Here is a 25,599-nt window from a genome sequence, read left to right as displayed (position 1 = left end):
GGCGTTCGGGCAGGACGGGGTAGGGACGTGGCGCGGGGACGGTCGCGCCGACCGGGGGAGTGGGCGGCTACTCGGCGGCCGGGGCCGGCGGCGGGGCGAAGAGCGGCGGCACCGAGGGCACCGGCGGGACGACGGGGATCGGGGCGACCTCGGGCCGGAAGCGCCCCAGGCCCGGCAGCGCGGGGGTGAGGTGCGCGGTCGCGCGGCAGATCTCGGCGGCGCGGGCGAGGGAGAGGTGCGGCGTACGGATACGGGACCAGCCGCCGGAGGAGTCGCCGGCGACCGCGACCCCGGGCATGTCCGGTGCGATCTGGGTGGCGGCCAACACAGCCTCCGGGGAGACGTCGCCGAGGCCCATCTCCGCCGTCGGGCGGTCGTTGACCCGGTGGACCACGCGGCCGGACAACTGGGCGCGGAGCATGGTGGCGCCCTTGCCCAGCTCCGAGCCGAAGCGCTGACCGCATGCCTCCACGAACATCCCCGCGCCCCGGCCGAGTTGGGCCAGTCGGATCAGCTGGGTGACCATGTGGTCCCGTCGTTCCTCGTCCTTGCGGGTGGCGACCAGGAACAGCTCCGCCACCTCGTCGACGAGGAGGATCACCGGCACCGGCCGCAGCTTCGCCGGCAGTCCCCAGATGTCGGAGGTGATTTCGTGCGAGGCCACCGACCCGGCCAGGCCCTGGTGGTGGCGGAGCAGGTCGTAGCGCTCCTCCATCATCTCCACCAGCGCATCCAGCAAGGCGCCGGCGGACTGCGGGTCGGTGGCCAGCGCCGACAGCCGCGGGGCGAACGGCGCCTGTTCGACGCCCCGCTTGCAGTCGATCCCGACCAACGCCACGTCCAGCCGGGCGAGTTCGCTGACCAGGTTGCGGATGTAGACGGACTTGCCGGACAGCGTGGCGCCCAGGGTGAGCGCGTGCGGGACGGCGCGGTAGTCGCGGACGAACGCCGTTCCGTCCTCCCGCATCGCCACCGGCACGACCAGGTCCCCGGCCGGCCGGCGACGCGGCATCCGCACCCGCCGAAGGACATCGAACCCGGTCATCCGCAGCTCGACCACGCCCGGGCTGATCACGCTCACGTGCACGCCATGGACACCCCAGGTGTGGCGCAGGCGTTCCGCCGAGGCGGCCACGTCCGCCGGCTCCTGGCCCGGGGCCAGCCGGAGACGAAGCCGCAGCCCGGTCGTCGTCGGCCGGACCCGGCGGATACGCGGCGGCACCGGACGGACCTCCCGTCGCGTGGTCGCCCGGGTCACCAGCACCCGCAGCCGCGACGGCGCGACGGTCAGCCCGCAGGCGTCCATGGTGCTGCCGTACGTCGCCGACACCCGCACCGCCGTGACCGGCAGGCCGATCGCCGACCAGTACAACGCCGGAGCCTTCGCCCGCGCGATCGCGGCACCACCAGCGGCAGCGGCGAGCGGGACGCCCACTTCGGCGAGGACCTGAACCCCCGACGACACGGCGATCAGCCCTGAACCGGAACGAGCGAGGTGACCGCCGCCGCACGGAACGAGATCCCGTGCCGCTTCTGCCCGTTGAACTCGTTCTCCCAGTCCCGCGCCTTCAGCCCGGTCTTCCGCTGCCACCCCGAAGGCGGCGCCGAGCAGCTGTCCGACGAGTCCACGGCAGTCGACTGGCTCACCCCGGCCGAGGTGGCCGACCGCATGGGCGAGGTCTACGCCGTGCGCATGCTGGATGCCCTTCGCGGCGATGCGGCCCCGAGCATCCGGACGCACGATGGCCGGCACCTGCTCGACCGCCAGGTGGCGAGCTGACTCAACCGGAGCGGCGACCGAACTGGGCCCACACGCTTCGGCGACGCGCGACGTCGAAGACGGCCGCCACACGGTGCGCTTCGAGCAGCGGAGGCCGGGAGCTGAGGGCGCCTGCTATATGGGAGCCGTCCAGTACGTCGACGCCGGGCTTCCCCTTGAGCGTCAGCGTCCGAGCGCCCACGATGGCGATCACCGGGTGGACAGGGATGGCGAGGCCGCACCAGTGGTGCAGGAGCTCGGCTGTCTTGTTGCCTTCGAGGCTGGACTTCTCGATGTACGGGTAGCTGTTGCGGTTGACCGTGATCCGCTTGTCTCCGACCCAGACCGCGGCGTCCGGGTGGTGCTTGGTGTTCACCGTGAACACCCCGGGCGGCCCGATCACCACATGGTCGATGTCCGCACCGCTCGGCAGCGGCACGGCGTGTAGGACGTACCAGCCGTGGGCCCGAAGCCCGTCGAGCAGCGCGCCGACCAGCTTCTCCCCGTCCAGTCCCTTGCTCAGTTCTGAGCGGGTGAGGTCGTCTCCGGAGAGCTTGGCCGCCACGCGCACCAGCCACTTCCGCTTGCCCTCGTCGGCTTGGATCATGCCGCGGATGCCCTCTCCAGGACGGTTCGAGGCGAGATCATCCTCAACTGTGAACAGCGGCAGGGTGGGAATCGCCGCCGGCGGCGCGGGCACGGGCGGTGCGGCAGGCGGAGCGGGTGCGCGCCGCGCGACAGGAGTCGAGGCAGGTGTTGAGAGCTTGTAGACCACGGTCAGCGGCGGGATCGACCGGCCGCAGGTCTGGCACCAATCCCTGACTCGATCAAGCGCCGATGTCTCATGGGCGGCATCAGTGATCGTGACGACCCCGGTCAGACAGTCCAGCCACGCGACAGCTTGGCCACGGGGGCCGGCCAGGTTGACGTACAGCCGATCCTTGCCCGATCGCCGCCACGGGTTGACCGTCAGTTCCGCCACCATGCCCCCTTCGCCCCGAACCTGACACGAGATCAGCATGCGGGCGCACACTCTGACAAGAAGGCGATCAGCCAAGCCCGACCAGCCGTTTGGCGGGCGGGGAGCGTGAAGGGAAGGGAGCTGTTACGAGTTTCGCTACTTCATCAAGGCTCGCTACGCTCGCGGCGCTGGCCCGCCGCTCGCCGTCGCTCCTGTCTTCGCCCCGCTCCCGGCGGCGCCCGGCCCGCGCCCGGCGCACGGACAGGGAAGCATGGGGCTCCGACCCAGACCCCGGCCCTCTCTCGGAGGGGGAGGCGGGCAGGTGCGAGGGTGCACCGTCGGTGGGGTGAACGTGGTGGGTCGCGGGACGGCCCCCTCCTCGGCCGGACACCCAAGGGCGTACCAGGAACCCCAGGGGCCGCCAAGGCCAAGCGCAAGCGTCACGGACGTGAGCCTTGGCGGCCCCTGGGAACCCTGGTACGGCAAAGCTGCCCGATCGAGGAGGGAAACACCCCGCTCAGCCAGGAGCCTGCCGGCGGCGCGAATCGGGGCAGCTTGTTCGGCCGGGTGTCCGAGGAAAAGCCTGCCTTGCATCGAGCGAGGGGTATACGCTCGTGTCTGCGGTGGATGGTCTCGTGGCCATGCTCTGAGCGCACCAGCATCCACCCCGCCTCCCAGGTTGCAACCTGCGGAGCCGAAGTGGCCTCTCAGCAGCGGGGATGCCAAGTCGAGAGCGCTGTTTTTCGCGCCCTTGATGGCTCGCCACTTCGATGTGACGGGTCCTCATCCACTGCTGAGGAGTCTCATGTCTCGCGTACCCTCTCGCACCTCGCTCCCCCGCCTGACTCGCGCGGCGCTTTTCAGCGCTGCCCGGGGACTTGGCTACGGCCTGGGGTTGGCGTTGGCATCCTTGATCGCTTGGATCGCCAAGAGCCAGATCTGAACCTCCGCGTGTGCCCGCTGCCTGCCTTCACGGGTGAGCTAGCGGGCACACGCAGTCGTGCCCAACGCGTGCCCGCTCGGACGGGAAGCCACGGGGAGAAGCGGGCTCTCACGGTCGAACCGGTAGCAGTCGGCCAATGTGGCATAAGGGCAGCTCAGACCAAGCGGCTACCTGCCGCCCTCCGGAGGCGGGTGTGTGGCAAGGGATTGACGCAGTCGTTAAGGCTCCATCACCTGCGCGGTACCGTGTCCGCCGTGTCGACGACGAGTGAACCACCCGAGTGCCCCCGTTGCGGGCAGGCTATGGAGTGCACGTCGATGGTGCTCTCACGGCGGGAGGAAGACGGAGCGCGCGTCTGCCGGGGCGTGTGGCAGTGCGGTCAGCGTCACCTTTGGTGGGGCTGGAGCGACCGTCCTGGGGAGCCCTTGGAGGTCTGTCCCCATCCGCAGTTCGGGGAGTGACTGCGGCCAGCGGGAGCTGAGCGCAACGTGCCCCATCTGTGCCCTATGGGGCGGCGACGAGGGGCGAATGGCGGTAAATAGCGGTCGCGTCGATCGGGGCTCAACCGGGTGCCCGAAGTGGCATAGCTGCACGTCAGAGCCATTGTGTGGCGGGCGAGTTGGCCGAGATTCCCAAGCTTAGAGCGCGAGTTCGATTCTCGTCGCCCGCTCCGCAGGAAGGCCCCGGGTCAACGACCCGGGGCCTTCGTCGTGCGATGGGGCGGGGGCCGGGTGGGGCGGGCGCGCCCGGTCAGGGGCGGTCCGGGACGCGGGCCAGGGTGCGGATCGGGCGGGCGGCCAGGAGGGCGGCGGCGGTGAGGACGGCGACCACCGTGCCGACCAGGAGCACGCCGTCGGTGCCGAACGCCCCGACGGCGGGGCCGGCCAGGGCGCTGCCGATCGGGTACATCCCGACGGAGCCGGCGACCTCGTAGGCGTGGACCCGGTTGAGGACCTCGCCCGGCACCTGGGTCTGCACGCTGGTGGCCCACATGACGCCCCAGACGCCGATCCCGGCGCCGACCGCGACCTGGGCGGCGGCGAGCAGCCAGACCGGCAGGTCGAGCACGATGCCGAGCGGGTAGAGCGGGTAGGCCAGCATCGCGACCGCCCCGGCGGCGAGCGGCCGCTCGGGCTTCCAGCGGATCGCCAGCAGGCCGCCGGCCACGGTGCCCGCGCCCAGGGCGCAGTTGAGCAGGCCGAAGGCGGTGGCGCCGTGCTCGGGAACGACCACCCCGGCGGCCACCGACAGCTGCGGCCCCCAGGAGAGCACGGCGAAGACCATCCAGATCACGATCACGCCCCAGAGCCAGCTGCGGGCCCGGAACTCCTGCCAGCCGACCGCCAGGTTGCGCCACAGGCCCTCGTCCGCCGGCGGGGCGGGCACCGCCCCGAGCCGGAGCACGAAGAGGCAGAGCGCGCTGGTCCCGTACGCGACGGCGGAGACCGCCATCACCCAGCCGGTCGCCCCGAGTCCGACCAGGACGCCGGCCAGGGCCGGGCCGCCGAGACCGGTGAGCGCCTCGGAGGTGCGCAGGACACCGTTGGCGCCCTGGACGTCCCGGGACACCAGGGGGACGGTCGAGGTGGCGCCCGGCTGGAACAGCGCGTTGGCGGTGCCGGCCACCACCAGGAGGGCGTACAGCTGCCAGAGGTGGTCGATGCCGTGCAGGAAGAGCAGGGCGAGCAGGACGTGCGCGGCGAGGTTGGCGAGGTCGGCGACGATCATCATCCGGCGGGCGGTGAACCGGTCGGCGAGCACTCCGCCGAACAGCACCAGACCGGCGAACGGGCCCACCAGGAAGGCCATCGCGTACCCAGCGGTGCCCAGGCCGTAGCCGTCGCTGAGCAGGCCAGCCGAGACCGCGACCGGCAGCATGGCCCAGCTGAGCAGGCCCGCGCTGCGGGCGGTGAAGTAGTACCGGAAGTTGCGGGACCAGATCGCCGGCTCCCCGGTCGGCGGTGTCCCGGTGGGCGGCGTTCCGGCCGGCGCCGCCGCGGTGCGGTCGGCCACGCGCTGTTCCATGGCTGGTGAACCCTTCGGTCGTGGTGCGTTCTCGATCAGTGCGCGGTGCGGCGGAGTTCGGCGCGCAGGGCTTCGTTCTCCTGCTCCAGCCGGGCGAGGCGGTCCTGGACGGGGGCCAGGACGTCGGCGAGCTCCTCGCGGCTGAAGCGGGGGGTGATGTGCATGCGGCAGTTCCAGGCGAAGGCCTCGACCCGTACGGTGACGAGGTGTTCGACGGTGCCGGGGGTGCGCGGGCCGGCGAGGCGTTCGGCGAGTGCGGGGTCCTCGTGGGCCGGTACGGCGGTGGCGCGGCCGAGCACCTTGAGGCGGGCCTGCCGGGCGTGGTCGAGGAAGAAGAGCGCGACCCGGTTCTCGCCGCGCAGGTTCCCGGTGGTGATGTACTGCCGGTTGCCCCGGACGTCCAGGTAGCCGAGGGTGTGCTCGTCGAGGACGTGGACGAACCCGGGCGGGCCGCCCCGGAACTGGACGTACGGCCAGCCGGTCTCGCCGACGCTGGCGAACAGGAAGCCGTCGAGACCGCGGACGAACCCGGCCTCCGCCTCGGTGAGCGGCTCGGCCTCCCCGGCGGGCTCCCGCAGCCGGCGGTCGGCGGCCGTGGCGCTGCCCAGCTGCTCCTGGACCCGGCGCACCGCCGGTGTGTACGCGAGCCGGTCGAACCGGCTCATGCGGTGCTCCCCGGGCGGAGAGCGGACGCGGTCGGGGGTGTCAGGGGCGTCAGGGGCTGGGACACGGGGCACCTCACGGTTCGGCGGGGGAACGGGCCTGGCGGTGCGACCACCGTACGGAGCCGCTCTGGTCGGGCCGCTGCAGTCGGACCGGAGCGCCGGACGCCCGCCGGGACGCCGGTCACCGCCCCCTGTACTGCCGCCGACCTGCGGTTCTGCCGGGCGCCGTCGGCGGGCCCGGGGCGACCGGCAGAACCGGCGGAACTGCCGGTGCCGCCCGACTGCCGCCGGGACGGCGGCGGGACGGCGGGGACGCGGGTAGGGAGCGGGGGAGGGACCGGGGGTCAGCCGGTCCCGGCTGCCGCGACCGCGAGCCGCCGCCGGGCGGCGTCGGCCTCCGGCCCGTCCAGCAGTTCGCGGGCGTAGGCGTGCAGCAGCGGGTGCAGCCCGAACCGGCCGGGCGACCGCTCCTGCACCAGGTGGGCGTCGGCCAGGCCCACCAGCAGTCCGGCCGCTTCGGCCGGGGTCGAACCGGCCAGGGCCGCGGCGCCCACCGCGGTGAGACCCGCCCCGGGGTCGGGTGCGAGGCCGGGGGCGGGCTCCGGGTCGGGCAGCAGGCCGAGGAGGCGGAACATCCGGCCGGCCGCGGCCGGGAGCGCGCGGTAGGAGGGATCGAAAGCCGCCCGCAGCGTCGAGCGCGGGTCGCCCACCACGTGCAGCCGGTCGAGCAGGTCGCCGCCCGCCAATTCTGTGCAGTGGTCGGCGAGTCGGGCGTTGCGGGCGACCGCGTTGGCGCCGGCGATCCGGACGGCCAGCGGCAGGCCCCCGCACAGCCGGACGAGTTCGCGGGCCGACTGCCGCTCGGCCGCGACCCGGCAGTCGCCGACGATGCTGCCCAGCAGGTCGAGGGCCTCGTCCGGGTTCAGCACGTCCAGTCCGATCCGGCGGGCGCCGTCGCTCGCGACCAGTCCGGCGAGCTGGCTGCGGCTGGTGACGAGCACCGCGCAGCCGTGCGCACCCGGGATGAGCGGCCGGACCTGCTCGGCGTCGCGCGCGTCGTCCAGCACGATCAGCATCCGCCGGTCGGCGAGCAGCGAGCGGTACAGGGCCGCGGCCTCGTCCTCGTCCGCGGGCAGCCGGTCGGGCGGGGTGCCCAGGGCGCGGAGGAACTGCGCCAGGACGTCGCGGGGGTGCAGGGCCGGCAGTGCGGAACGGCCGCGCAGGTCGACGAACAGCTGCCCGTCCGGGAAGTGTCCGCGCCGGGCGTGCGCCCAGTGGGTGGCGAGGGCCGTCTTGCCGACACCGGGGGCGCCGACCACGGCCACCACGTGCGGCCGCCGGGCGGGTTCGGGTGCGACGAGGGCGTCCAGGTGCCGCAGCGGGCGGCTCCGTCCGATGTGGCGGCCGGCCGCGGCGGGCAGCTGGGCGGGGCGCGGGCGGTCCTCCGATCCGCGACGGATCTCCGGCCCGCGAGGGTCCTCGGCCGGACGACCGCCCTGGGCCGGACGACCGCCCTGGGGTGCGCGGCCGCCCTCGGGTGCGTGGTGGTCGGTCGGGCCGCGGCGGACGTCGGGTGCCGGGCGGTCGGGTCGCCGTTCGGGCGGCGGTTGGCGGCGCAGCACCCGCAGGTGGGCGTCGCGGACCTCGGCGCCCGGCGCGACGCCCAACTCCTCGTCGAGCCGGGCGCGCAGGCGGGTGAACACGTCGAGTGCGGCGGCCTGCTCCCCGCCGTCGGCGAGCGCGAGGATCAGCCGGGCGTGCAGGCCCTCGTGCAGCGGTTCGGTGCCGACCAGCTCCGACAGCACCGGGACGGCCTCGGTGGGCCGGCCCAGCAGCATCGCGGCGTCGGCGTGCCGGATGGCCGCCCGGACGCGCCGCTCGTTGGCGGCCACCGCGGCCGGGTGGCGGCGCAGCACCGGGTCGGCGTCCGCGAGGGCCGGTCCGCGCCACCAGCCCAGGGCCCGGGTCAGTGCCGCGTACGCGGTCTCGGGGTCCGGCGCGTGGTGGGCGCAGCCGGCCCGGGCGAGCAGCCGGTCGAAGCGGCCGAGGTCGGTCTGGTCCGGGGCTGCCGCCAGCCGGTAGCCGGTGGGCGTCCGGACGACGGCGGGCGGGGCGGCGGTCTGCGGGTCGTCCGGGTCGTCCGGGTTGGCCGGGTCGGCCGGGTGCCCCGGCCCGTCCGGGGCCAGCAGACGGCGGAGTCGGCTGACGTAGGTGTGGACCAGGCTCTGCCCGGAGTGCGGCGGACCGGCGGGCCAGAGGGTGTCGGTGATCTCCTGGTGGGTGGCGGGCGCGGGGTGCTTGAGTGCCAGCAGCCCGAGCAGGCGGCGCAGCATCGGGCTGGTGATCGGGACGGCGGCCCCGCCGGGCTGGAGGGTGAGGGGGCCGAGGATCAGCAGGCTCGGCCGCCGGGTGTCGTGCGGCGGGCGGGTGGGGGTGGCGGCCCGCAGGTCCGCCATTTCGTCGGGGCTGAGGCCGAGGGCCTCGGCGAGGCTCCGGAGGGTGCGCGACCGGGGCGTGCGGACCCGGTCCCGTTCGAGGTCGCGCAGCGCCCTGGTGCTGATGCCGGCCCGGGTGGCGGCGGCCTCCTGGCTCAGTCCGGCGCGACGCCGGAACGACCGGAGCCGGGGGCCGAACGGAGCCGGTTCGGCGGGCGGGCAGCCCCGGGGGGCCTCGGTGGTGGCCGACGTCCGCTGTGCCATGGCGTCCCCCTCGTCCTCGCGGGCCGTGCGCGGCCGAGACCCTGCGGCAGCACCGGGGCCGCGGTGCGGGGGCTCCGCCCGATGATCAGTGTGGACTGGACCAATGCGCCGGGCAAGGGAGGGGAGGGAGGAGGGGGAGCTGCGGCTCGGGGAGTGCGGTCGTGGAAGGGGACAGGGGGTGCGGTCGGGGTGTCCGTCGGCGAGCCGCCCCGGCGTCGGTCCCGGCCTGCGGCAGGTCGCGCTGCGCGGGACGTCCGGTCTGGGCCTCGGGCGGTGCGGTTCCACGTGGAACCGCACCGCCGGTCGCCGGGCGGCGGACCTGGGCCGGGGGTGGCGGTGCGCCGCGCGCGCCCGTACGGTCGGGGGCGGCGGCGGGGGCAACCGGTGCGCAACCTTCCGGGGTTGATGGGCCGTCAACAGAACGACGGGCGTACCCCAGAGGCGCCCACGGAAGACTCGGAGGCCCGTATGGCGACTTGGCGCCGACACCCGGGAGGTCCGGCCGGCTCGCTCGACGAGACGCCGTCCGCCCGCGTCCCCGACGGCCCCCCGGCCGCCGCGTCGGTGCCTGCGGTGCGGGTCGACCAGGTCGCTGCGGCCGAGCGCTGCGAACGGCTGCTGCAGGACACCCTGCGGGCCGTCCGCCCGGAACTGGCCTGGCAGTACGGCGTCCAGCGGACGGGTGCCCGGCTGCTCGCGCCCGGGCAGGCCCAGGGGGCCGAGATCGGGGTCGGGGCGGGCGGCGTCGACGGGGTGCACTGGTACGTCGGCCGCAGCCGCGAGATCGTCACGATCGTCTCGGGGGCCCGCCGGGGGATGCTGCTGGCGCTGGTGGAGCGGCACTGGCGCCGGCACGGCCATCTGGTCGTCGGGTGCGACGGGGATCCGGAGTGTCCGCGGATCGCCGCCGCCACCCGGGACGGCTACCGGCTCGAACTGGCCTTCGGGCCGCTCGGCAGTGCGGAGTTGACCGCGGTGTCGCCGGGGGTGGCGCGCTCGCCGCAGCCGCCCGAGGCGCCGGCCGCCGCGCGGGCGGCGGCGGACCTCGCGCCGGTGCCGCAGGTGCGCTGCCCGTTCTGGACGGCCTTCGACTAGGTCCCGTCAGGCCCTGTCCGTCGAGCGCCTACGGCTCCGTGCGGCGGCCCGGCGGGCCCGGAACGGGAAAGTGGCGGCGCGGAGCGAATCCCCCCGGACACGCTCCGCGCCGCCCGTCGCACGGCTCTGATCCGGACCCGATCCCCCCGGGCGGGTCCGAGGCGGTGCGGGCTTCGGTGTGTGCACGCTAACAAACCGCATGGTTGGTTTGTCAATAGTGAATCCACGGAACGGCCTTCACCCCTCCACATCCCCGCTACAGCCTGCCCCACCCGGCTCATCCGTATGCATCGGACGTGTGTCGAAGATCCGTCGGATTCCGCCCGGCCGCGCCCGGCGCCGTCGCCGGGCCGCCCCGGGTGCCCGGAACCCGACACTCCGGCCTCACCTCAGCAGTCGGCGCTCCTTCGCGACCGCGACCGCACCCGCCCGGGTGTCCACGCCCAACTTGTCGTAGATCCGGCCCAGATGGGTCTTCACGGTGGCCTCGCTGATGAACAGCGCCCGCGCGATCTCCCGGTTGCCGAGCCCCTGCGCCAGCTGGGCGAGGATCTCCTGCTCGCGCTCGGTCAGCTGCGGTGCGGGCGCCCGCATCTGCGCCATCACCCGGGAGGCGACCGGCGGCGAGAGCACCGTCCGGCCCAGGGCGGCCGCGTGCACCGCTGCGAACAGCTCCTCCGGCCGCTCGGCCTTCAGCAGGTAGCCGGTCGCCCCGGCCGCGATCGCCCGGGTGATGTCGGCGTCGGTGTCGTACGTGGTGAGCACCAGGACGTGCGGGGCGTCGGGGGCGGCCGTGATCCGCCGGGTGGCCTCCACCCCGTCGATGCCCTCGCCGAGCTGGAGGTCCATCAGGACGACCTGCGGGGCCAGCCGGGCGGCCAGGGCGACCGCCTCCTCCCCGCTGCTGGCCTCGCCGACCACCTCGATGTCGCCGGCGCTGGCCAGCAGGGCGAGCAGGCCGGCCCGGACGACGGCGTGGTCGTCGCAGACCAGGAGGCGGACCGGCTCCCCCCGGCGCTCGGGGTCACTGGCTCGGGCGGTGCTCATGGCGGCTCCAGGGGGCGGGGTGGGGTGGTGCGGTGGTGCGGTGATGCAGTGGTGCTTCCAGTCTTGCCCGTCGCGGCCGGCCGGTGCCGCACGCCGCCGCGCCCGGGACACACCGCGCCGCGGGCCGCAGGGACGTCGGACCTCAGGGACGTCGGCCCTCAGCTGCGTCGGACGTCAGCGGCCTTCCAGCGGGATCGCGGCGGAGACCACGGTGCCCTCGCCGGGAGCGGATTCCACCGTCAGCGTGCCGCCGAGCTGGCGGAGCCGGGCCCGCATCGCGGGCAGCCCGTGGCCGCGGCCCTCGCCCGAGTCGGCGGCGCCGAACCCCCGGCCGTCGTCGGCGATGTCCAGGACGGCCTGGTCGCCGAGGAAGGAGAGGGTCAGCGCGGCGGCCGAGGCGCCGGCGTGCTCGCGGACGTTGGCCAGCGCGCCCTGGGCGATCCGCAGCAGCGCGGCCTGGGCGGCGGCCGGCAGCGGGACGGGCGTGCCGTCGAGGTGGAAGCGGACGGGCAGGCCGGACTCCGCGGACTCCCGCTCGGCGAGCGCCCGCAGCGCCTGGTCGAGGGTGCGGCCGTCGGCGAGTTCGGCCGGGGCGAGGTCGTGGACGAAGCGGCGGGCCTCGGCCAGGTTGCGGGCGGCCACCTCGGCGGCGGTGCGGACGTGGCCGCGAGCGGTCGCCGGATCGGAGTCCCAGGTGCGGTCGGCGGCCTGGAGCAGCATCTGCTGGCTGGACAGGCCCTGTGCCAGGGTGTCGTGGATCTCCATGGCGAGCCGCTGGCGCTCGGCCAGGGTGCCCTCGCGCCGCTCGGTGGCGGCGAGTTCGCGCCGGGTCCGGACCAGGTCGGCGATCAGCACGCGCTGCCGTTCGGCCTGCCGCTCCATGTACAGGAACACGGTGGTGGCCAGGGCGGCGACGGCGGGCGGGAGCAGCAGCAGGTTGGCGTCGATCGGGCCGGGCAGCCGGACCTCGCCGACCACCACCAGCAGGGTGAGCGCCGCGACCAGCGGGATCGCCGCCCGCGCGGGCAGCGTGCGCAGCGCCGTGTAGACCAGCGGGACGGCGCACCAGGCGAAGCTCGGCGCCAGCAGCACCAGCACCACCCAGAGCGCCACCACCACGGCCAGCGGCCAGGGGCGCCGCCGCTCGGGGCCGGCCGGGTGCCGGCGGGCCAGCCAGGAACCGGCCAGCTGGGCCGCGGCCAGGGCGATGCTCAGGCCGAGCACCCAGGGGATCCGCGGGCTGTCCGGGTGGCGGTCGAGGTAGCGGCTGAGCGAGGTGGCGAGCAGCAGCAGGAAGGCCGAGTCCAGGACGACGGCCAGTCGGGCGGCGTCCCGGTCGTCACTGCGGCGGGGCGGCTGCGGCACGGGGTCTGCTCCTCGCTCCTGGGGGTGCCGATCCCTCGATGGTCACCCGTCGGGGCCGCCCGCGCATCAGCCGATCGGTTGACCCCCGGGTCCACCATCGTGCCTGCGAGCGCGCTCCGGACCGCCGATCCGCCGGAGGGGGTACCGGCCGGAGGATCGAAGCAGCGAACGAGAGCCGCCGGGCCGGGCAGAGGTACCGGCCAGGCCGCCCCGCAGACCCGACTGAGGAGCCGGACCATGAAGAAGACCACCGCCCGCACCAAGCTGCTGACCGGTACCGTCGCCGCCGCCGCGCTGGCCGCCGCGACCATCGGCGCCGTCTCCGCCAACGCGGACACCGCCGAGACCCCGGCCGCGGCCTCGGCGGTCAAGGTGGACGTCCAGAACAAGAACCTCACCCAGACCACCGGTCTGACCATCGAGGCCGCGACCACGGCCGCCCAGGCCGCGCTGGAGGCGGCGAACAAGGCCGGCCAGCACGTGACGGTGGCCGTGGTGGACCGCAACGGCGTCACCCGGGTGCTGCTGAAGGGCGACGGCGCCGGCCCGCAGTCGGTGGAGTCCGCCGAGCGCAAGGCGTTCACCGCCGTCTCGTGGAACGCGCCGACCTCGGAGCTGGTGAAGCGCCTGGCGCAGGCCCCGAACCTGAAGGACATCCCCGGCACGCTGTTCCTGGGCGGCGGCGCCCCGGTGCAGGCGAAGGGCGCCCCGGTGGCGGGCATCGGCGTGGCGGGCGCCCCGAGCGGCGACCTGGACGAGCAGTTCGCCCAGGCGGGCGTCGCGGCGCTCGGCAAGTAGTCGCGCGGGCCGGGACGGGCCCCCGACCGTCCCGGCCTCCCCTTCCTCCCCTCCCCGCCGCGCCGGGTGCCGCCGTCCCCCGGAGCTTCCCGGCCGCCCCGCCCGCCGCGCCCGCGTCCGGCAAACCCGCCGTTCCCCGGCGCGGCGGGCCCCGGTCCGCGAGGATGGGCCCATGGCACCCATGACCGAGCCCGAGTGGCGGGCCTTCCTCACCGCCGGCACCCGCACCGCCAAGCTCGCCACCACCCGGGCCGACGGCCACCCGCACGTGGCGCCGGTCTGGTTCCTGCTGGAGGGCGACGAACTGCTCTTCAACACGGCCGCGAGCAGCGTCAAGGGCCGGACGCTGGCCCGCGACGGCCGGGTGATGCTCTGCGTGGACGACGACCGCCCGCCCTTCTCCTTCGTCCTCGTCCAGGGCACCGCGACGCTCGGCGAGGACCTGCCGGAGGTACGTCACTGGGCGGGCCGGATCGCCGCCCGCTACATGGGCGAGGAACTCGCCGAGCAGTACGGCGAGCGCAACGGGGTACCGGGTGAGCTGCTCGTACGGGTGAAGATCGAGAAGGTCACGGCCGAACGGGGCGTGGCCGACTGACGACGGGCGGCTGAAATGCGGTGCCGCTGTCGGTGCGGCGTGGCAGGCTTCCCGGCATGACGCCGTGGACCCTCATCGACATCGAACGTGCGATCCGCGCCTCCTGGGGAGTCGACACCTGCGCCCCCGAGGACCTGGCCCACTGGCATCCGGACAATCCGGCCCGCGGCCAGTGCGGGGTCACCGCGATGGTGCTGCACGACCTGCTGGGCGGCGAGCTGATGATGGGCGAGGTGTACGTCGGCGGCGTCCGGACGGACCTGCACTGGTGGAACCGCTTCCCGACCGGCGCCGAGATCGACCTCACCCGGGAGCAGTTCGGCCCGGACGAGATCGTCGGCCCCGGCCGCCCGGTGGCCCGCCCGCAGCGCCCGGGCCGCCTGCAGGCCGAGTACGAGCTGCTGCGCGACCGGGTGCTCGCCGAGCTGGAGGCCGGCCGCGCCCGCCGGCAGGCCCGGGCCGCCCGCTCCGCCCCGCTCCGCGAGCGGGCCCGCGCCTGAGCGGACGCGGCGCCCCACCGCCGCCGTCACCACCGCCGCGGTCACCACTGTCACCGCCGCGGTCACCACCGCCGCCGTCACCGCCCTGCTGACCGGGTCCGGCGGATGCCCGACGCAGCTTCACCCGTCTGTCGCAAGCCGGTCGTAGGCTCGGAGACCCTGTCCGTTCCTGCGAGTCTCCGTGAGGGAGTACCGATGCGAGGAGTACCGCTGCCAGGCCGCGCCAACCAGCTCGAAGCACCCCGCAAGTTCCTCTTCCTGAACGCGAGTTCCCGTACCGGCGGCAACACCGAGCGGCTCGCGGAGGCAGCCGCCGAGGCCAGTCTGCCGCCCGGCGCCGAGCAGCGCTGGCTGCGGCTGAGCGAGCATCCGCTGCCGCCCTTCGAGGACGTCCGGCACCACGGCGGCCGCCACCGCGAACCCACCGGGCACGAGCGCACCCTGCTGGACGCCACCCTGGAGGCGACCGACCTGGTCTTCGTCGCCCCGGTGTACTGGTACTCCCTGCCGACCAGCGCCAAGCTCTACCTGGACCACTGGTCCGACTGGCTGCGGGTGCCCGGCGCCCGGTTCCGGGCCCGGATGACCGGCGGCACCGTCTGGGCCGTCACCGTGCTGGCCACCGACCACTCGAACGCCGACCCGCTGATCGGCACCCTGCAGCGCTGCGCCGACTACATGGGGATGCGCTGGGGCGGCGCGCTGCTCGGCAGCGGCGACCGGCCGGGGGACGTGCTGCGCGACCAGCGGGCGCTGATAGCCGCCAAGTCCTTCTTCTCGGGCTGACCGGGCGGGCCCACCGGCCGGGGCGGCCGACCGGGCGGGCTCGCCGGGCGTACCGGGCGACCGTCGATTTCGCGCCACCGGAGGGCCGTGCGATACGGTCCTCCGGACGTGTACCGGTCATTCCATGCCGTTCGAGGCGGCCCGGCCGGTCGACACAAAGGCCGTACCGGGTGACGGAGTTGGATCAAACGGACAGGCGCCGGGAGGGCCCTGGGGCGGAAGTGCCACCCGCCTTCCTGAGTGGCCGGATCATTCGGTAGTCTCCGTCGGACTTTCAGCTTCGCGGGGGGCTTTCCGGAGCAGCCGGGCCCCGCCGCGCTCCCGGGGCGAGCCCGGACACTCTCGTGAGGTCTCCTTGTCCATTCGTCGCAGTCTTGCTCTCGCCGGTGCCGCCGCGCTGGCGTCCTCGCTGGTGCTGGCCGGCGCCCAGGGCGCCGTGGCCGTCGGCACCGCCGCCACCCCGTCCGCCACCGCCGCCCCCGAGGCCGCGAAGGCGGCGCGCCAGAGCCTCGACCTCTCGCTCAAGGGCGTGCCGAAGGAGCTCTTCGTCGGTGACGACGCCCGCGAGTTCACCTTCAAGATCGACAACTCCACCAAGAGCGGGTACGTCTTCTTCCCGCTGCTGAAGTTCAAGAACCGCGAGCAGACCCTGAAGGCGAGCAACCTCAAGGTCGAGTACCAGCTGCCCAAGGGCCAGTGGCTGCCCGCCTCCGCCGTGCCGGGTGCCGGCGAGGACGGCGAGGACGCCGGTCTGGTGCTGCTCGGCGGCGTCTCCGGCGGCTCCCCGGTCGAGGACGCCCTGCTGGCCCTCAACAAGGGCGAGAACGTGGTCATCAAGGTCCGCGTCTCGGTCCTCAAGGGCGCCCCGCTCGGCAAGGCCGGCGTCGTCCCGGTGGTCTACTCCGACCGCCTCGGCGAGAACGGCGAGCCCGTCGGCGAGGCCGGCTTCAGCTGCGACGGCATCAAGGGCGCGGGCTTCACCATCAAGGCGTCCAAGCCGACCCCGACCGCGTCGCCGACCGGCAAGCCCAGCCCGACCGCCACGCAGACGGGCAAGCCCAGCCCGACCGCCACCACCACGCCGACCACGACGGCGACCCCGACCACGACGGCGACCCCGACCACCACGCCGTCCGGGACGCCCACCGCCACCGGCACCCCGTCGCCGACCGCCTCCCCGTCGGCCACCGCGACCACCGCCGCGCCGACCACCCCGGCGCCGAGCGCGAGCAGCACCGACACCGGCCAGGAGCCGATCGACTTCCCGGTGTCCAACCCGACGGTGACCCCGCCGAAGATCACCCCGGCCGCCGTGGCCAAGGCCAAGGCCGCCGCGGACAACGCGGGCAAGGACCTCGCCGCGACCGGTGGCGGTGACAACACCACCGCGATCGCGGTCGCCGGTGGCGCCGTGCTGGCCGCCGGTGTCGGCACCCTCGTGGTGCTCCGCCGCCGCAAGTCCGCCACCCAGGGCTGACCCCGCAGCGCGGCCGGTCCGCGCGTGCCGTGACCGTGCCCCCGGGGCGTCCACCACGACGCCCCGGGGGCACGGCCGTTCCCCGACCCCGCCGGGCGGGACCTACTCGGCGGCCTCCGCCGCGACGGGCCGCCCCACCGGCCCCGCCGCCGCCACCGCAGGCCCGGCCGTGGTACCCGCGGTGCCCGGGGCGAACAGCAGCGCCGCCAGGGCCGTGCCGACCGCCCCGCCGATGCACTGGGCCAGTACGAAGCCGGGCACCGAGCCCGGGGCGATCCCGGTGTAACTGTCGGTCAGGGCGCGCGCCGCGGTGACCGCCGGGTTGGCGAAGCTGCCCGAGGAGGTGGCCCAGCAGGCCGCGCCGATCCACAGGCCCACCGCGGCCGGCACCAGGCGTCCGCGCCCGCTGCGCACCAGCGCGCAGACCGCCAGCAGCAGGGCCGCCGTCGCCACCGTCTCGCCCAGCAGCAGTGCGGCCCCCTCCCGCCGCTGTCCGGCGGGCTGCACCAGCGGCCGCTCGAACATCGCCTGGGCCAGTACGGCCCCGGCCGCCGCCCCGGCCAGCTGGGCGAGGCCGTACCCGCCGAGCGCGGGCAGGGCGGCGCGCGAGCGCGGTCCGTTCCACCAGGCCGCGGCGGAGACCAGCGGGTTGAAGTGCCCGCCGGAGACCGGGCCGAGCAGTTCGATCAGGACGACCAGGGCGAGTGCGGAGGCCCCGACGTTGGCGAGGAAGCGCACCCCGCCGTCGGCGCTGAGGGTCTCGGCCTGGATGCCGGAGCCCACCACGACGGCGGTCAGCAGGGCGGTGCCGACCAGCTCCGCGGCCAGTCGTCGTACCAGGGGCGGCGGAGGGGGCGTGTTCATGGCCACATCGTCCCGAGCGCCCGCCGGGCGGACAATTGGCTGCTCGGCCCATTCGGGGCCCGGCGCCGGCCCGCGCGCTCGGAGACTCCTACCGGGGCCCCGGGGGCGGGGCCCGGAATTCGGCTTGACCCTCACACGGCGTGAGAGCGGAGGCTCGGTGTCAGCACGAAGGGAGCACCCGAGTGAGCCGTGAGTACTCGGTGGGCGAGGTCGCGAGGATCGCCAAGGTGACCGTACGGACCCTGCACCACTACGACGGGATCGGCCTGCTGTCGCCCGGGGCCCGGACCGGGGCCGGCTACCGCCGGTACCGGGACGAGGACCTCGACCGGTTGCAGCAGATCCTGTTCTACCGCGAACTCGGGTTCCCACTGGAGGACATCGCGGCCGTCCTGGACGACGACTCGGTCGACCCGACCGAGCACCTGCGGCGGCAGCACCACCTGCTGACCGACCGCATCCGGCACCTCCAGGAGCTGGCCGCGGCCGTCGAACACGCCATGGAGGCACGGAAGATGGGAATTCAGTTGACCCCGCAGGAGAAGTTCGAGGTCTTCGGCGAGGGCTACCGCGAGGAGTGGGAGACCGAGGCCGAGCAGCGCTGGGGCGACACCGACGCCTGGAAGGAGTCGCAGCGCCGCACCGCCCGGTACTCCAAGGAGGACTGGGAGCGGATCAAGGCCGAGGCGGACGTGCTCAACGCCCGCCTGGCGCAGGCGTGCACCGCCGGGGTGCCGGCCGACTCGGCGGAGGCGATGGACCTCGCCGAGGCGCACCGGCAGCACATCACCGACCGGTTCTACGCCTGCAGCTACGAGATCCACCGCTGTCTGGCCGGGATGTACGTCGCGGACCCGCGCTTCACCGCGACCTACGAGGCGATCGCGCCGGGCCTGGCGCAGTGGCTGCACGACGCGATGGTCGCCAACGCCGACCTGCGCGGCTGAGGCGGACGCGGCCGGGCGGGTGCCGTCAGGCCGCCCCGCGTCCGAAGCCGCGGCGGTAGGCGGTCGGCGAGGTGCGCATCACCCGGCCGAAGTGGTGGCGGAAGGTCGCCGCGGACTCGAAACCGACGGCGGCGGCGATCTCCTCGACCGTGCCGTCCGGCGATTCGAGCAGCGGCAGGCTGGCCGCGATGCGCTGGGTGACGACCCAGCGCATCGGGCTGGTCCCGTTGCGGGCGGTGAAGTGCCGCAGGTACGAGCGGTCGGACATCTGCGCCGCCCGGGCGAGCAGCGTGACGGTCAGCGGCGAGGAGAGGTGGCCCATCGCCCACTGCATGGAGCGGGCGATGCCGTCGTCCTCCTCCTCGACCGGGCGGACGGCGGCCTCGATGAACTGGGCCTGCCCGCCGTCCCGGTGCGGGGGGACGACGAAGCGGCGGGCCACGCTGTTGGCCACCTTGGCGCCGTGGTCCCGGCGGACCAGGTGGAGGCAGAGGTCGATGCCGGCCGCGCTGCCCGCGCTGGTGAGCACGTCGCCGCTGTCCACGTAGAGGACGTCGGGGTTGACCCGCACCTCCGGGTGGCGCTGCTGGAGGAGTTCGGCGTAGCGCCAGTGGGTGGTGGCCTCGCGGCCGTCGAGCAGCCCGGCGGCGGCCAGCGCGAAGGCGCCCGAGCAGATCGAGACGATCCGGGCGCCGCGTTCGTGCGCGGTGCGCAGGGCGGTGACGAGGCCGGGGGAGGTCGCGCCGCTGAAGGCGTTCGGCACGCCCGGGACGACCACGGTGTCGGCGGCGGCGAGTTCGTCGAGTCCGTGCTCGGCGGTGACGGAGAAGCCGCCGACCGCGCGCAGCGGGGTGCCGGGCCGGTCGGCGCAGACCTTCAGCCCGTACCAGGGGGCCGCCAGCAGCCCGCCGAGTTCCGGCCGGGCGAGTCCGAAGACCTCCACGACGACGCCGAGTTCGAACGGGGCCATGCCCTCGAAGGCGTACACCGCGACGTCGTGCACCGGTTCGGGCCGCCGTCCGATGGCGACGGCCACCGGCCCGCCGCTGCGCTCCACTGCCATGGGGACCCCTGCTCCTGCTCTTTCCTGGCGGAACGTCGGCGAGTGTAGCGCTCCGCGCCGTACCGGCCGGGCCGCGAACCCGCGGTCCGACATTCCCTCCGGTCCACCTGCAACCCCGGGCGGCGCCGCACGTCCATGGAGGTGGGGGGTCGATGGGCTCGTGGAGAGCGGTCTTGTCACAATCCCTCCGGTCAGGACCTTGATCACTTGTCCAGACGGTCCGGTTCGTACCGGGTGCCGTCCCAGGGGGAACGGAACGTCCATGTCCATGGCCATCGGGCCGGTTGTGGTGCCTGCGGGAGGTCGCGGCTTCTCCGTCCGCGGGCTGATCGGACTGTTGTTCGGCGCGCAGGAGGCGGGGCCGGCGGTCGACCTCCCCGGGGGTGGGGCCGGCGAACAGGAGGCGGTCCGGCGGCGGTCCGGCTTCCGGCTGCTGCGCGGGGGCCGCAAACCCGCCGAGGAACGGCCCACGCTGACCGACCTCTACCACGCGCACCGGCTCGGCCTGGTCCGGATGGCCGTCCTGCTGGTCGACCATCAGGACCTCGCCGAGGACGTGGTGCAGGAGGCGTTCACCCAGCTGTACCAGCGGCACGGCGAGCAGCTCGACGACCTGGACAACGCCCTCGGCTACCTGCGCACGTCAGTGGTCAACGGTGCCCGTTCGATGCTGCGGCGGCGCAGGACCGCCCGCGAGTACGTGCCGCCGCACGAGGCCGACGCGCCGTCGGCCGAGGACCACGCCGTCCTCAACGACGAGCACCGCCGGGTGCTGGTCGCCCTGCAGGAACTGACTCCCCGACAGCGTGAGGTGCTGGTGCTGCGCTACTGGTCCGACCTGTCCGAGGCGCAGATCGCCGAGACCCTGGGACTCTCCCGGGGCGCCGTGAAGTCCACCGCAAGCCGGGCCCTGGACGCCCTGGAAAAGCATCTGGAGAAGGTTCGATGAGCGACAAGGGACGCGGCCCGGGCGGCAGCGAGCCGCAGGAGACACCGACCGAACAGCTGCTGCGCGAGGCGATGGGCGCCCGGGCGTCCCTGATCACCGCGCACGACCTTCGACCGGCCCAGCCGCCGAACCGCAGAGTGCGCCGGCTGCGCCCGGTGTACGTCACGGCCGTGCCGCTGTTCGGGCTGGCCGCCGCGCTGGCCTTCGGCGTGCTGAACTTCCGTCCGGACACGGTGGCCGACCGGGAGCACCGGCCGGACCCGGCCGCGACGCTGTCGGCCTCGCCCTCGCCCACCCCGGAGGCCACCACCGCCCCGAGCCCCACCGCCTCGGCGGCCGGGACCCCGGACCCGGACGACGGGGAGAGCGTGGCCTCCCCGGCCGGCACCCCGAGCGGGACGGCGAGTTCGCCCCCGGTCGGCTCGGGGGCGCCGGTGCCGTACACCTTCCGGAACGTGAAGTTCAAGATCCCGGCCGGCTGGCGGGCGGCGCCGTCCCTCGGCAGTGCGACCACGCTCTGCGTGCTGAGCCCGGGCGCCCCGCAGGTCGAGCTGCTCAAGGGCTGCGCGCCGTACGGCGTCGAGCTGACGGTGTACAACACCGCGGACGAGGCGGCCAACGCGTCCTGGCCCCGGTGGGGGAGCCTGGAGTCCGACAGGGGGTGGTCCGACCGGCCGCTCTGCCCGATCTGGGGCAAGGAGCCGTACACCGCGGGCGCCTCGGCGATCAAGCTCGACGGCGTGGTGCGGACCAGGGACATCGTGGCCGGCCGGGCCGCCCACAAGACCCAGTGGCAGGCGACCTGCAACGGCAAGGACGCCTTCACCGCGCAGCTGTGGGGGCTGCCCGACGAGGAGCTGTACCTCTCGGCCAACGGCCTCAAGCCGGAGTACCAGGCCGGCGTGGTGGCGGTCCTCGACAGCCTGGACCTGAGCGGTCGGCCGGCGCCGGCGGCCAAGGCCGGCCAGAACACCGTCGCGGTCAGCATCGAGACCCTGGGCATGGGCCAGCAGGTGCCGGCCAACGGCTCGGTGGTCGCGTTCTCGGTGGTGTACCGCAACACCGGCCAGACCGACTACGCCAAGGTGCAGCCGCTGGTCCACACCGAGGAGTACGCGGGGACGCCCGGCGGCGTCGTGCCGTCCAACGCGGGGAGGCTGGAGCGGCTCGACGGCACGGTGTGGACCCAGGTGGCGCTGTCGCCCGGCAGCGACATGGGCTACGCGGCCGGCACCCCGGAGTCGATGTTCCCGCTGGCCCCGGGCCAGAGCCGGACGGTCAAGTACCGGATGACGCTCACCTCCGCCAACGGCGCCGGGGTGATGCCGGTGACCGCCCAGGCCGTGCTGCCGTACGACGGGAACGGCGAGCTGAAGGTCCTCGGCAAGCGCAGCATCCCGGTCCGGGTGGTCAAGCCCTGACATGGGTACGGCCCGCGGGATTACCCGCGGGCCGTACCGTCCGGTGGGCCCACCGGCGGCGGATCAGGAGGACAGCGAGGCCATCCAGGACTCGACCTCGTCGGCGCGGCGGGGCAGGCCGGCCGAGAGGTTCTCGTTGCCGTCGGCGGTGACCAGGATGTCGTCCTCGATGCGGACGCCGATGCCGCGGTACTCCTCGGGCACCGTGAGGTCGTCCTGCTGGAAGTACAGGCCGGGCTCGACGGTCAGCACCATGCCGGGGACGAGCAGCGCGTCGACGTGCTCCTCGCGGCGGGAGTGGGCACAGTCGTGGACGTCCAGGCCGAGCATGTGGCCGGTGCCGTGCAGGGTCCAGCGGCGCTGCAGGCCCAGCTCCAGGACCTTCTCCAGGTCGTACACGGCCGGGTCGATCAGGCCCCAGGCGAGCAGCCGCTCGGCCAGTACGCGCTGGGAGGCGGTGTGGAAGTCGCGGAAGCGGGCGCCCGGCTTCACCGCCGCGATGCCGGCCTCCTGGGCGTCGTACACCGCGTCGTAGATCTTGCGCTGCAGGTCGGTGAAGCGCCCGTTGATCGGCAGGGTGCGGGTGACGTCGGCGGTGTACAGGGTGTGGGTCTCCACGCCGGCGTCGAGCAGCAGCAGCTCGCCGGGGCGGACGTCGCCGTCGTTGCGCACCCAGTGCAGGGTGGTGGCGTGCGGGCCGGCCGCGGCGATGGTGCCGTAGCCGACGTCGTTGCCCTCGACCCGGGCGCGGCGCCAGAAGGTGCCCTCGATCCAGCGCTCGGAGGTGGCGACGGCGCTGCCGAGCTCGCGGACCACGTCGGTGAAGCCGTGGACGGTCGCCTCGCAGGCGGCGCGCAGCTCGCCGATCTCCCAGGCGTCCTTGACCAGCCGCAGGCCGCTCAGGAACTCCTTCAGCGCGGCGTCCTTGCCGGCGTCCAGGACGTCGGCGAGGGCGGTCTCCAGTCCGGCGTCGTAGCCGCGCACGATCCGGGTCGGTACGGTGCGGTCCGCGGCGCGGGCCGCCAGCTCCTCGGCGGCCTTGCGGACGTCGCGGGCGGGCAGGCCGAGCAGCTGCTGCTGCTCGGCGAGGCTGTGCCGGCGGCCGACCCACAGCTCGCCGTAGCCGTCCAGCCAGAACTCGCCGTTCTCGCGGTTCGAGCGCGGCAGCAGGTAGAGGCCGAACTCGTGGCCGGCCGCGCCGGTCGGCTCGGCGACCAGCACCGCGTCCTCGGTCCGGTCCCCGGTGAGGTGCACGTACTCGCTGGAGGCGCGGAACGCGTAGTCGGTGTCGTTGGAGCGCACCCGCAGGTTGCCCGCCGGGACGACCAGCCGCTCGCCGGGGAAGGCGGCCGACAGCGCGGCGCGCCGCTCGGCGGCGTACGGGGCCTGGGCGATCGGGGCCAGGTCGTGCAGCTCGGTGTCGGCCCAGCCGGACTTCATGGACGCGGCGAGCTCGTCGGAGACCTCGGAGTAGAGGCCGTTCTTGCGGCCCTTGAACTGCTGCGGCTCCTCGCCGCCGGCCTCGGGGTTCTCGGCCGTTGCGGGGCTGCGGTCCTCGGTCACGTACGTCGCCTCCTTGCGAGTCTTGCCGCCCCGGACACGTCGGATCACAACAGGCATGGGCGGCCGTGCGTCCCATGGTACGGACGGCCGGCCGCCCAGCTGTTCGGGCCCGTGACCTGCGGCGGGACTCCCTCTGCTAGTCGAATCGGGCGGCGAGCAGCACCAGGTCGTCGGTGGCGGCGGTGCCGGTCGGGCGGACGCAGGAGGCCAGCAGGTGCGTGCAGAGCCGCTCCGGGTCGGTCCGCACGTCGCGCGGGGCGTCGGCGGCGGCCCGGCGCAGGTTGGCCTGCCCGGCGTGCAGGGTGGGGCCGCAGCGGCGGGCCAGCCCCTCGGTGTACAGCAGCAGGGTGTCGCCGCGCTCGGCGGTCAGCTCGACGCCGGGCGCCTCCCAGCAGGCGAGCATGCCGAGCGGCGCTGACAGCGAGGTCTCGACGAAGTCCGCGCCCTGCCGGCCGACCAGCACCGGCGGGCAGTGCCCGGCGCCGGCCAGGGTGATCCGGCGATCGGCGGGCTCGACCCAGGCGTAGACGGCGGTGGCGCTGCGGGCCGGCTCGGTGGTCTTGAGCAGCAGCTCCAGGTCGCCCAGGACGGAGACCGGGTCCTCGCCCTCCAGCACCGCGTACGCCCGCAGCGCGGCCCGGACCCGGCCCATCGCGGCGGCGGCGCCGGGCGCGGAGCCGGGCCCCGCACCGGGTCCGTCGCCGGAGACGCTGCCGACGGTCAGGCCGAGCGTGCCGTCGGGCAGCGCGATGGCGTCGTACCAGTCGCTGCCGCAGGAGTGGTCGAGTCCGGCCGGGACGAGCCGGGCGGCGAGCCGCAGCCCGGCGGTCTGCGGCAGCCGGTCCGGCAGCAGGCCGCGGCGCAGCGCCTCGGCGGTGCGCCGGACCTTCTCCGCCTCCAGCTGCCGGGCCAGCAGGGGTGCGGCGATCGCGCAGTACCGGCGGACCAGCTCGCGGCGGCGCTCGGAGGGCTCGGCGGGCTCGTCCCAGAACCAGAGGGCGGCGGCCAGCGGGCCGTCCTCCTCGGTGGCGAGCGGCAGCCCGTGGCAGCCGGCCAGGCCGAGCTGGGCGGCGAGTTCGCGCAGCCGGGGGCCGGTCTGCGGGTCCTCGGCGAGGTGGCGGGAGCCGAGCCGCTCGGGCCGCTCGTGCGGGCGCAGCAGGCGGGCGACCCAGCTCTGCTCGGACGGCACGGTCTCCAGCGAGCCGAGCGCGGCGCGGTCGAGGCCGAGGCCGACCGGTCGGCCGGGGCCGCCACCGGGGGCGGCGGTGACCAGCAGGGCCCGGTCGGCGCCGAGCAGGGCCAGCCCGGAGGCGAGGACGGCGTGGAGGGTGTCGTCGAGACCGCGGGCCCGGGCGAGCCGTTCGGTGTGTTCGTGCAGCGCGGCGTAGTCGGACAGCCGTTCGGCCGAACGGTCCTGCACGGCGGCGGGGGCCGCCGGGCGCTCCCCGGCGGCGGCCGACGGGCCGGGGCCGGGGAAGCCGGGCGGGTCGAGCAGCGAGAGTCCGCCGGCGCCGCAGCCCTCGACGGGCTCGACGGGCGCGGGGGACGATGACGACGGGTGGGACTCGGTCATGCCGCCACTCCTGACGCGGTACGTGTCATGCGGATCATGCGGAACCCCTGTACGGCCGATGGAGCGAGCACGGCCGAACGGCGCGTTTCGCCTGGATTCGCTCCTACTCGTCATTGATCGTCAGTATTGCCACCACTTCTACACAGCCCATTCGGGGCATGTCCAGAGCGGGGACGCCGCGGGCGGGCGGTCCGCGGCCGCCCGTCGCCCCCGCGGACACCCGCCGCCGCGGCCGGGAGTGCCGGGAGCGCCGGGGGCATGGAACGGGGGGAGAACGGGCAGACCCGTGGTGACCCGGTCCGGGTGGCCGTCCGGATCGTATGCGGTCACCGCCCGGCGCCCGGCCGGGCCGGACGCCACTCACTCGTACGGTGGAACCGGCCGCGCCCGGAGAGCGTCCGTCCGGTCGCATACGGGATTCTCGTTCCCAGGGCCGTTCTGTTCGACGGCCTGTTCAAGTCGTGCTCCGGACACCGCGCTTCACGCCTGCCCGCGCCCCCT

20 protein-coding genes, 1 tRNA gene and 1 pseudogene are annotated in these 25,599 nt (G+C 74.8%); 11 read left to right on the top strand and 11 right to left on the bottom strand.

The window, feature by feature from the left end; all coding sequences use genetic code 11:
• Nucleotides 1-67: 67 nt before the first annotated feature.
• Complete coding sequence (locus ACWGB8_RS13745) at nucleotides 68-1,465, bottom strand: FtsK/SpoIIIE domain-containing protein (protein WP_452213306.1); 1,398 nt, start codon at nucleotides 1,463-1,465, stop codon at nucleotides 68-70.
• A gap of 111 nt (nucleotides 1,466-1,576) precedes the next feature.
• Here ACWGB8_RS13745 and ACWGB8_RS13740 point away from each other — a divergent pair.
• Nucleotides 1,577-1,780 (top strand): annotated as a pseudogene (locus ACWGB8_RS13740) (NUDIX hydrolase); the annotation flags it as partial.
• A gap of 1 nt (nucleotide 1,781) precedes the next feature.
• Here the strand turns inward: ACWGB8_RS13740 and ACWGB8_RS13735 are convergent.
• Nucleotides 1,782-2,744, bottom strand: a complete 963-nt coding sequence (locus ACWGB8_RS13735; protein ID WP_452213304.1) for a nuclease-related domain-containing protein — start codon at nucleotides 2,742-2,744, stop codon at nucleotides 1,782-1,784.
• A 1,529-nt stretch (nucleotides 2,745-4,273) separates the two neighbouring features.
• Between ACWGB8_RS13735 and ACWGB8_RS13730 the strand changes: the two genes are divergently transcribed.
• A tRNA-OTHER gene (locus ACWGB8_RS13730) sits at nucleotides 4,274-4,333 on the top strand.
• 80 nt (nucleotides 4,334-4,413) lie between these two features.
• Here the strand turns inward: ACWGB8_RS13730 and ACWGB8_RS13725 are convergent.
• The 3 genes from ACWGB8_RS13725 to ACWGB8_RS13715 all read right to left on the bottom strand — a co-directional run bounded on the left by ACWGB8_RS13725 (nucleotide 4,414) and on the right by ACWGB8_RS13715 (nucleotide 9,052).
• Nucleotides 4,414-5,688: an MFS transporter gene (locus tag ACWGB8_RS13725; protein WP_452213302.1), complete on the bottom strand. Its 1,275-nt coding sequence runs from the start codon at nucleotides 5,686-5,688 to the stop codon at nucleotides 4,414-4,416.
• Nucleotides 5,689-5,723: 35 nt separating this feature from the next.
• A complete protein-coding gene (locus tag ACWGB8_RS13720; protein ID WP_452213300.1) occupies nucleotides 5,724-6,353 on the bottom strand; it encodes a pyridoxamine 5'-phosphate oxidase family protein in 630 nt (209 codons plus the stop codon).
• A gap of 344 nt (nucleotides 6,354-6,697) precedes the next feature.
• A complete protein-coding gene (locus ACWGB8_RS13715; protein ID WP_452213298.1) occupies nucleotides 6,698-9,052 on the bottom strand; it encodes a BTAD domain-containing putative transcriptional regulator in 2,355 nt (784 codons plus the stop codon).
• Between the two features lie 468 nt (nucleotides 9,053-9,520).
• On the opposite strand from ACWGB8_RS13715, the gene ACWGB8_RS13710 reads away from it, so the two are divergent.
• Entirely contained in the window at nucleotides 9,521-10,147 is a 627-nt protein-coding gene (locus tag ACWGB8_RS13710) for a hypothetical protein (protein WP_452213296.1), read from the top strand.
• Nucleotides 10,148-10,531: 384 nt separating this feature from the next.
• Here the strand turns inward: ACWGB8_RS13710 and ACWGB8_RS13705 are convergent, their stop codons facing one another.
• Nucleotides 10,532-11,194: a response regulator gene (locus tag ACWGB8_RS13705; protein ID WP_452213294.1), complete on the bottom strand. Its 663-nt coding sequence runs from the start codon at nucleotides 11,192-11,194 to the stop codon at nucleotides 10,532-10,534.
• 174 nt (nucleotides 11,195-11,368) lie between these two features.
• On the bottom strand, nucleotides 11,369-12,559 hold the full coding sequence (locus ACWGB8_RS13700) for a sensor histidine kinase (RefSeq protein WP_452213293.1): 1,191 nt from the start codon (nucleotides 12,557-12,559) through the stop codon (nucleotides 11,369-11,371).
• A 237-nt stretch (nucleotides 12,560-12,796) separates the two neighbouring features.
• Between ACWGB8_RS13700 and ACWGB8_RS13695 the strand changes: the two genes are divergently transcribed.
• The 5 genes from ACWGB8_RS13695 (at nucleotide 12,797) to ACWGB8_RS13675 (ending at nucleotide 16,718) form a co-directional block, all read left to right on the top strand.
• Entirely contained in the window at nucleotides 12,797-13,357 is a 561-nt protein-coding gene (locus ACWGB8_RS13695; RefSeq protein WP_452213291.1) for a GlcG/HbpS family heme-binding protein, read from the top strand.
• Nucleotides 13,358-13,538: 181 nt separating this feature from the next.
• A complete protein-coding gene (locus tag ACWGB8_RS13690) occupies nucleotides 13,539-13,955 on the top strand; it encodes a PPOX class F420-dependent oxidoreductase (protein WP_452213334.1) in 417 nt (138 codons plus the stop codon).
• Nucleotides 13,956-14,011: 56 nt separating this feature from the next.
• Nucleotides 14,012-14,455 (top strand): YunG family protein, encoded by a 444-nt coding sequence (locus ACWGB8_RS13685; protein WP_452213289.1) that lies wholly within the window; start codon nucleotides 14,012-14,014, stop codon nucleotides 14,453-14,455.
• A 195-nt stretch (nucleotides 14,456-14,650) separates the two neighbouring features.
• Nucleotides 14,651-15,241, top strand: coding sequence for a flavodoxin family protein (locus ACWGB8_RS13680; RefSeq protein WP_452213287.1), 591 nt, complete (start codon nucleotides 14,651-14,653; stop codon nucleotides 15,239-15,241).
• A 355-nt stretch (nucleotides 15,242-15,596) separates the two neighbouring features.
• Nucleotides 15,597-16,718, top strand: a complete 1,122-nt coding sequence (locus tag ACWGB8_RS13675; protein ID WP_452213285.1) for an LPXTG cell wall anchor domain-containing protein — start codon at nucleotides 15,597-15,599, stop codon at nucleotides 16,716-16,718.
• A 102-nt stretch (nucleotides 16,719-16,820) separates the two neighbouring features.
• Here ACWGB8_RS13675 and ACWGB8_RS13670 read toward each other — a convergent pair whose 3' ends face one another.
• On the bottom strand, nucleotides 16,821-17,582 hold the full coding sequence (locus ACWGB8_RS13670) for an aquaporin (protein WP_452213283.1): 762 nt from the start codon (nucleotides 17,580-17,582) through the stop codon (nucleotides 16,821-16,823).
• A 182-nt stretch (nucleotides 17,583-17,764) separates the two neighbouring features.
• Between ACWGB8_RS13670 and ACWGB8_RS13665 the strand changes: the two genes are divergently transcribed.
• A complete protein-coding gene (locus tag ACWGB8_RS13665; RefSeq protein ID WP_452213282.1) occupies nucleotides 17,765-18,529 on the top strand; it encodes a MerR family transcriptional regulator in 765 nt (254 codons plus the stop codon).
• Between the two features lie 25 nt (nucleotides 18,530-18,554).
• On the opposite strand, the gene ACWGB8_RS13660 is transcribed toward ACWGB8_RS13665, so the two are convergent.
• Entirely contained in the window at nucleotides 18,555-19,592 is a 1,038-nt protein-coding gene (locus tag ACWGB8_RS13660) for a helix-turn-helix domain-containing protein (RefSeq protein WP_452213280.1), read from the bottom strand.
• Between the two features lie 262 nt (nucleotides 19,593-19,854).
• Here ACWGB8_RS13660 and ACWGB8_RS13655 point away from each other — a divergent pair, with 262 nt between their 5' ends.
• Both ACWGB8_RS13655 and ACWGB8_RS13650 read left to right on the top strand, forming a co-directional pair.
• Nucleotides 19,855-20,541: an RNA polymerase sigma factor gene (locus ACWGB8_RS13655; RefSeq protein ID WP_452213278.1), complete on the top strand. Its 687-nt coding sequence runs from the start codon at nucleotides 19,855-19,857 to the stop codon at nucleotides 20,539-20,541.
• A complete protein-coding gene (locus ACWGB8_RS13650; RefSeq protein WP_452213276.1) occupies nucleotides 20,538-21,962 on the top strand; it encodes a hypothetical protein in 1,425 nt (474 codons plus the stop codon). The genes ACWGB8_RS13655 and ACWGB8_RS13650 overlap by 4 nt, the downstream gene beginning before the upstream one ends.
• 63 nt (nucleotides 21,963-22,025) lie before the next feature.
• Here the strand turns inward: ACWGB8_RS13650 and ACWGB8_RS13645 are convergent, their stop codons facing one another.
• On the bottom strand, nucleotides 22,026-23,525 hold the full coding sequence (locus ACWGB8_RS13645) for an aminopeptidase P family protein (RefSeq protein WP_452213274.1): 1,500 nt from the start codon (nucleotides 23,523-23,525) through the stop codon (nucleotides 22,026-22,028).
• Between the two features lie 136 nt (nucleotides 23,526-23,661).
• Complete coding sequence (locus ACWGB8_RS13640) at nucleotides 23,662-25,098, bottom strand: PP2C family protein-serine/threonine phosphatase (RefSeq protein ID WP_452213272.1); 1,437 nt, start codon at nucleotides 25,096-25,098, stop codon at nucleotides 23,662-23,664.
• Nucleotides 25,099-25,599: the final 501 nt, after the last annotated feature.

Source organism: Kitasatospora sp. NPDC054939, assembly GCF_053610105.1.
Note: the sequence above shows the minus strand (reverse complement) of the source record. Positions and strands in the feature narration are given on the sequence as shown.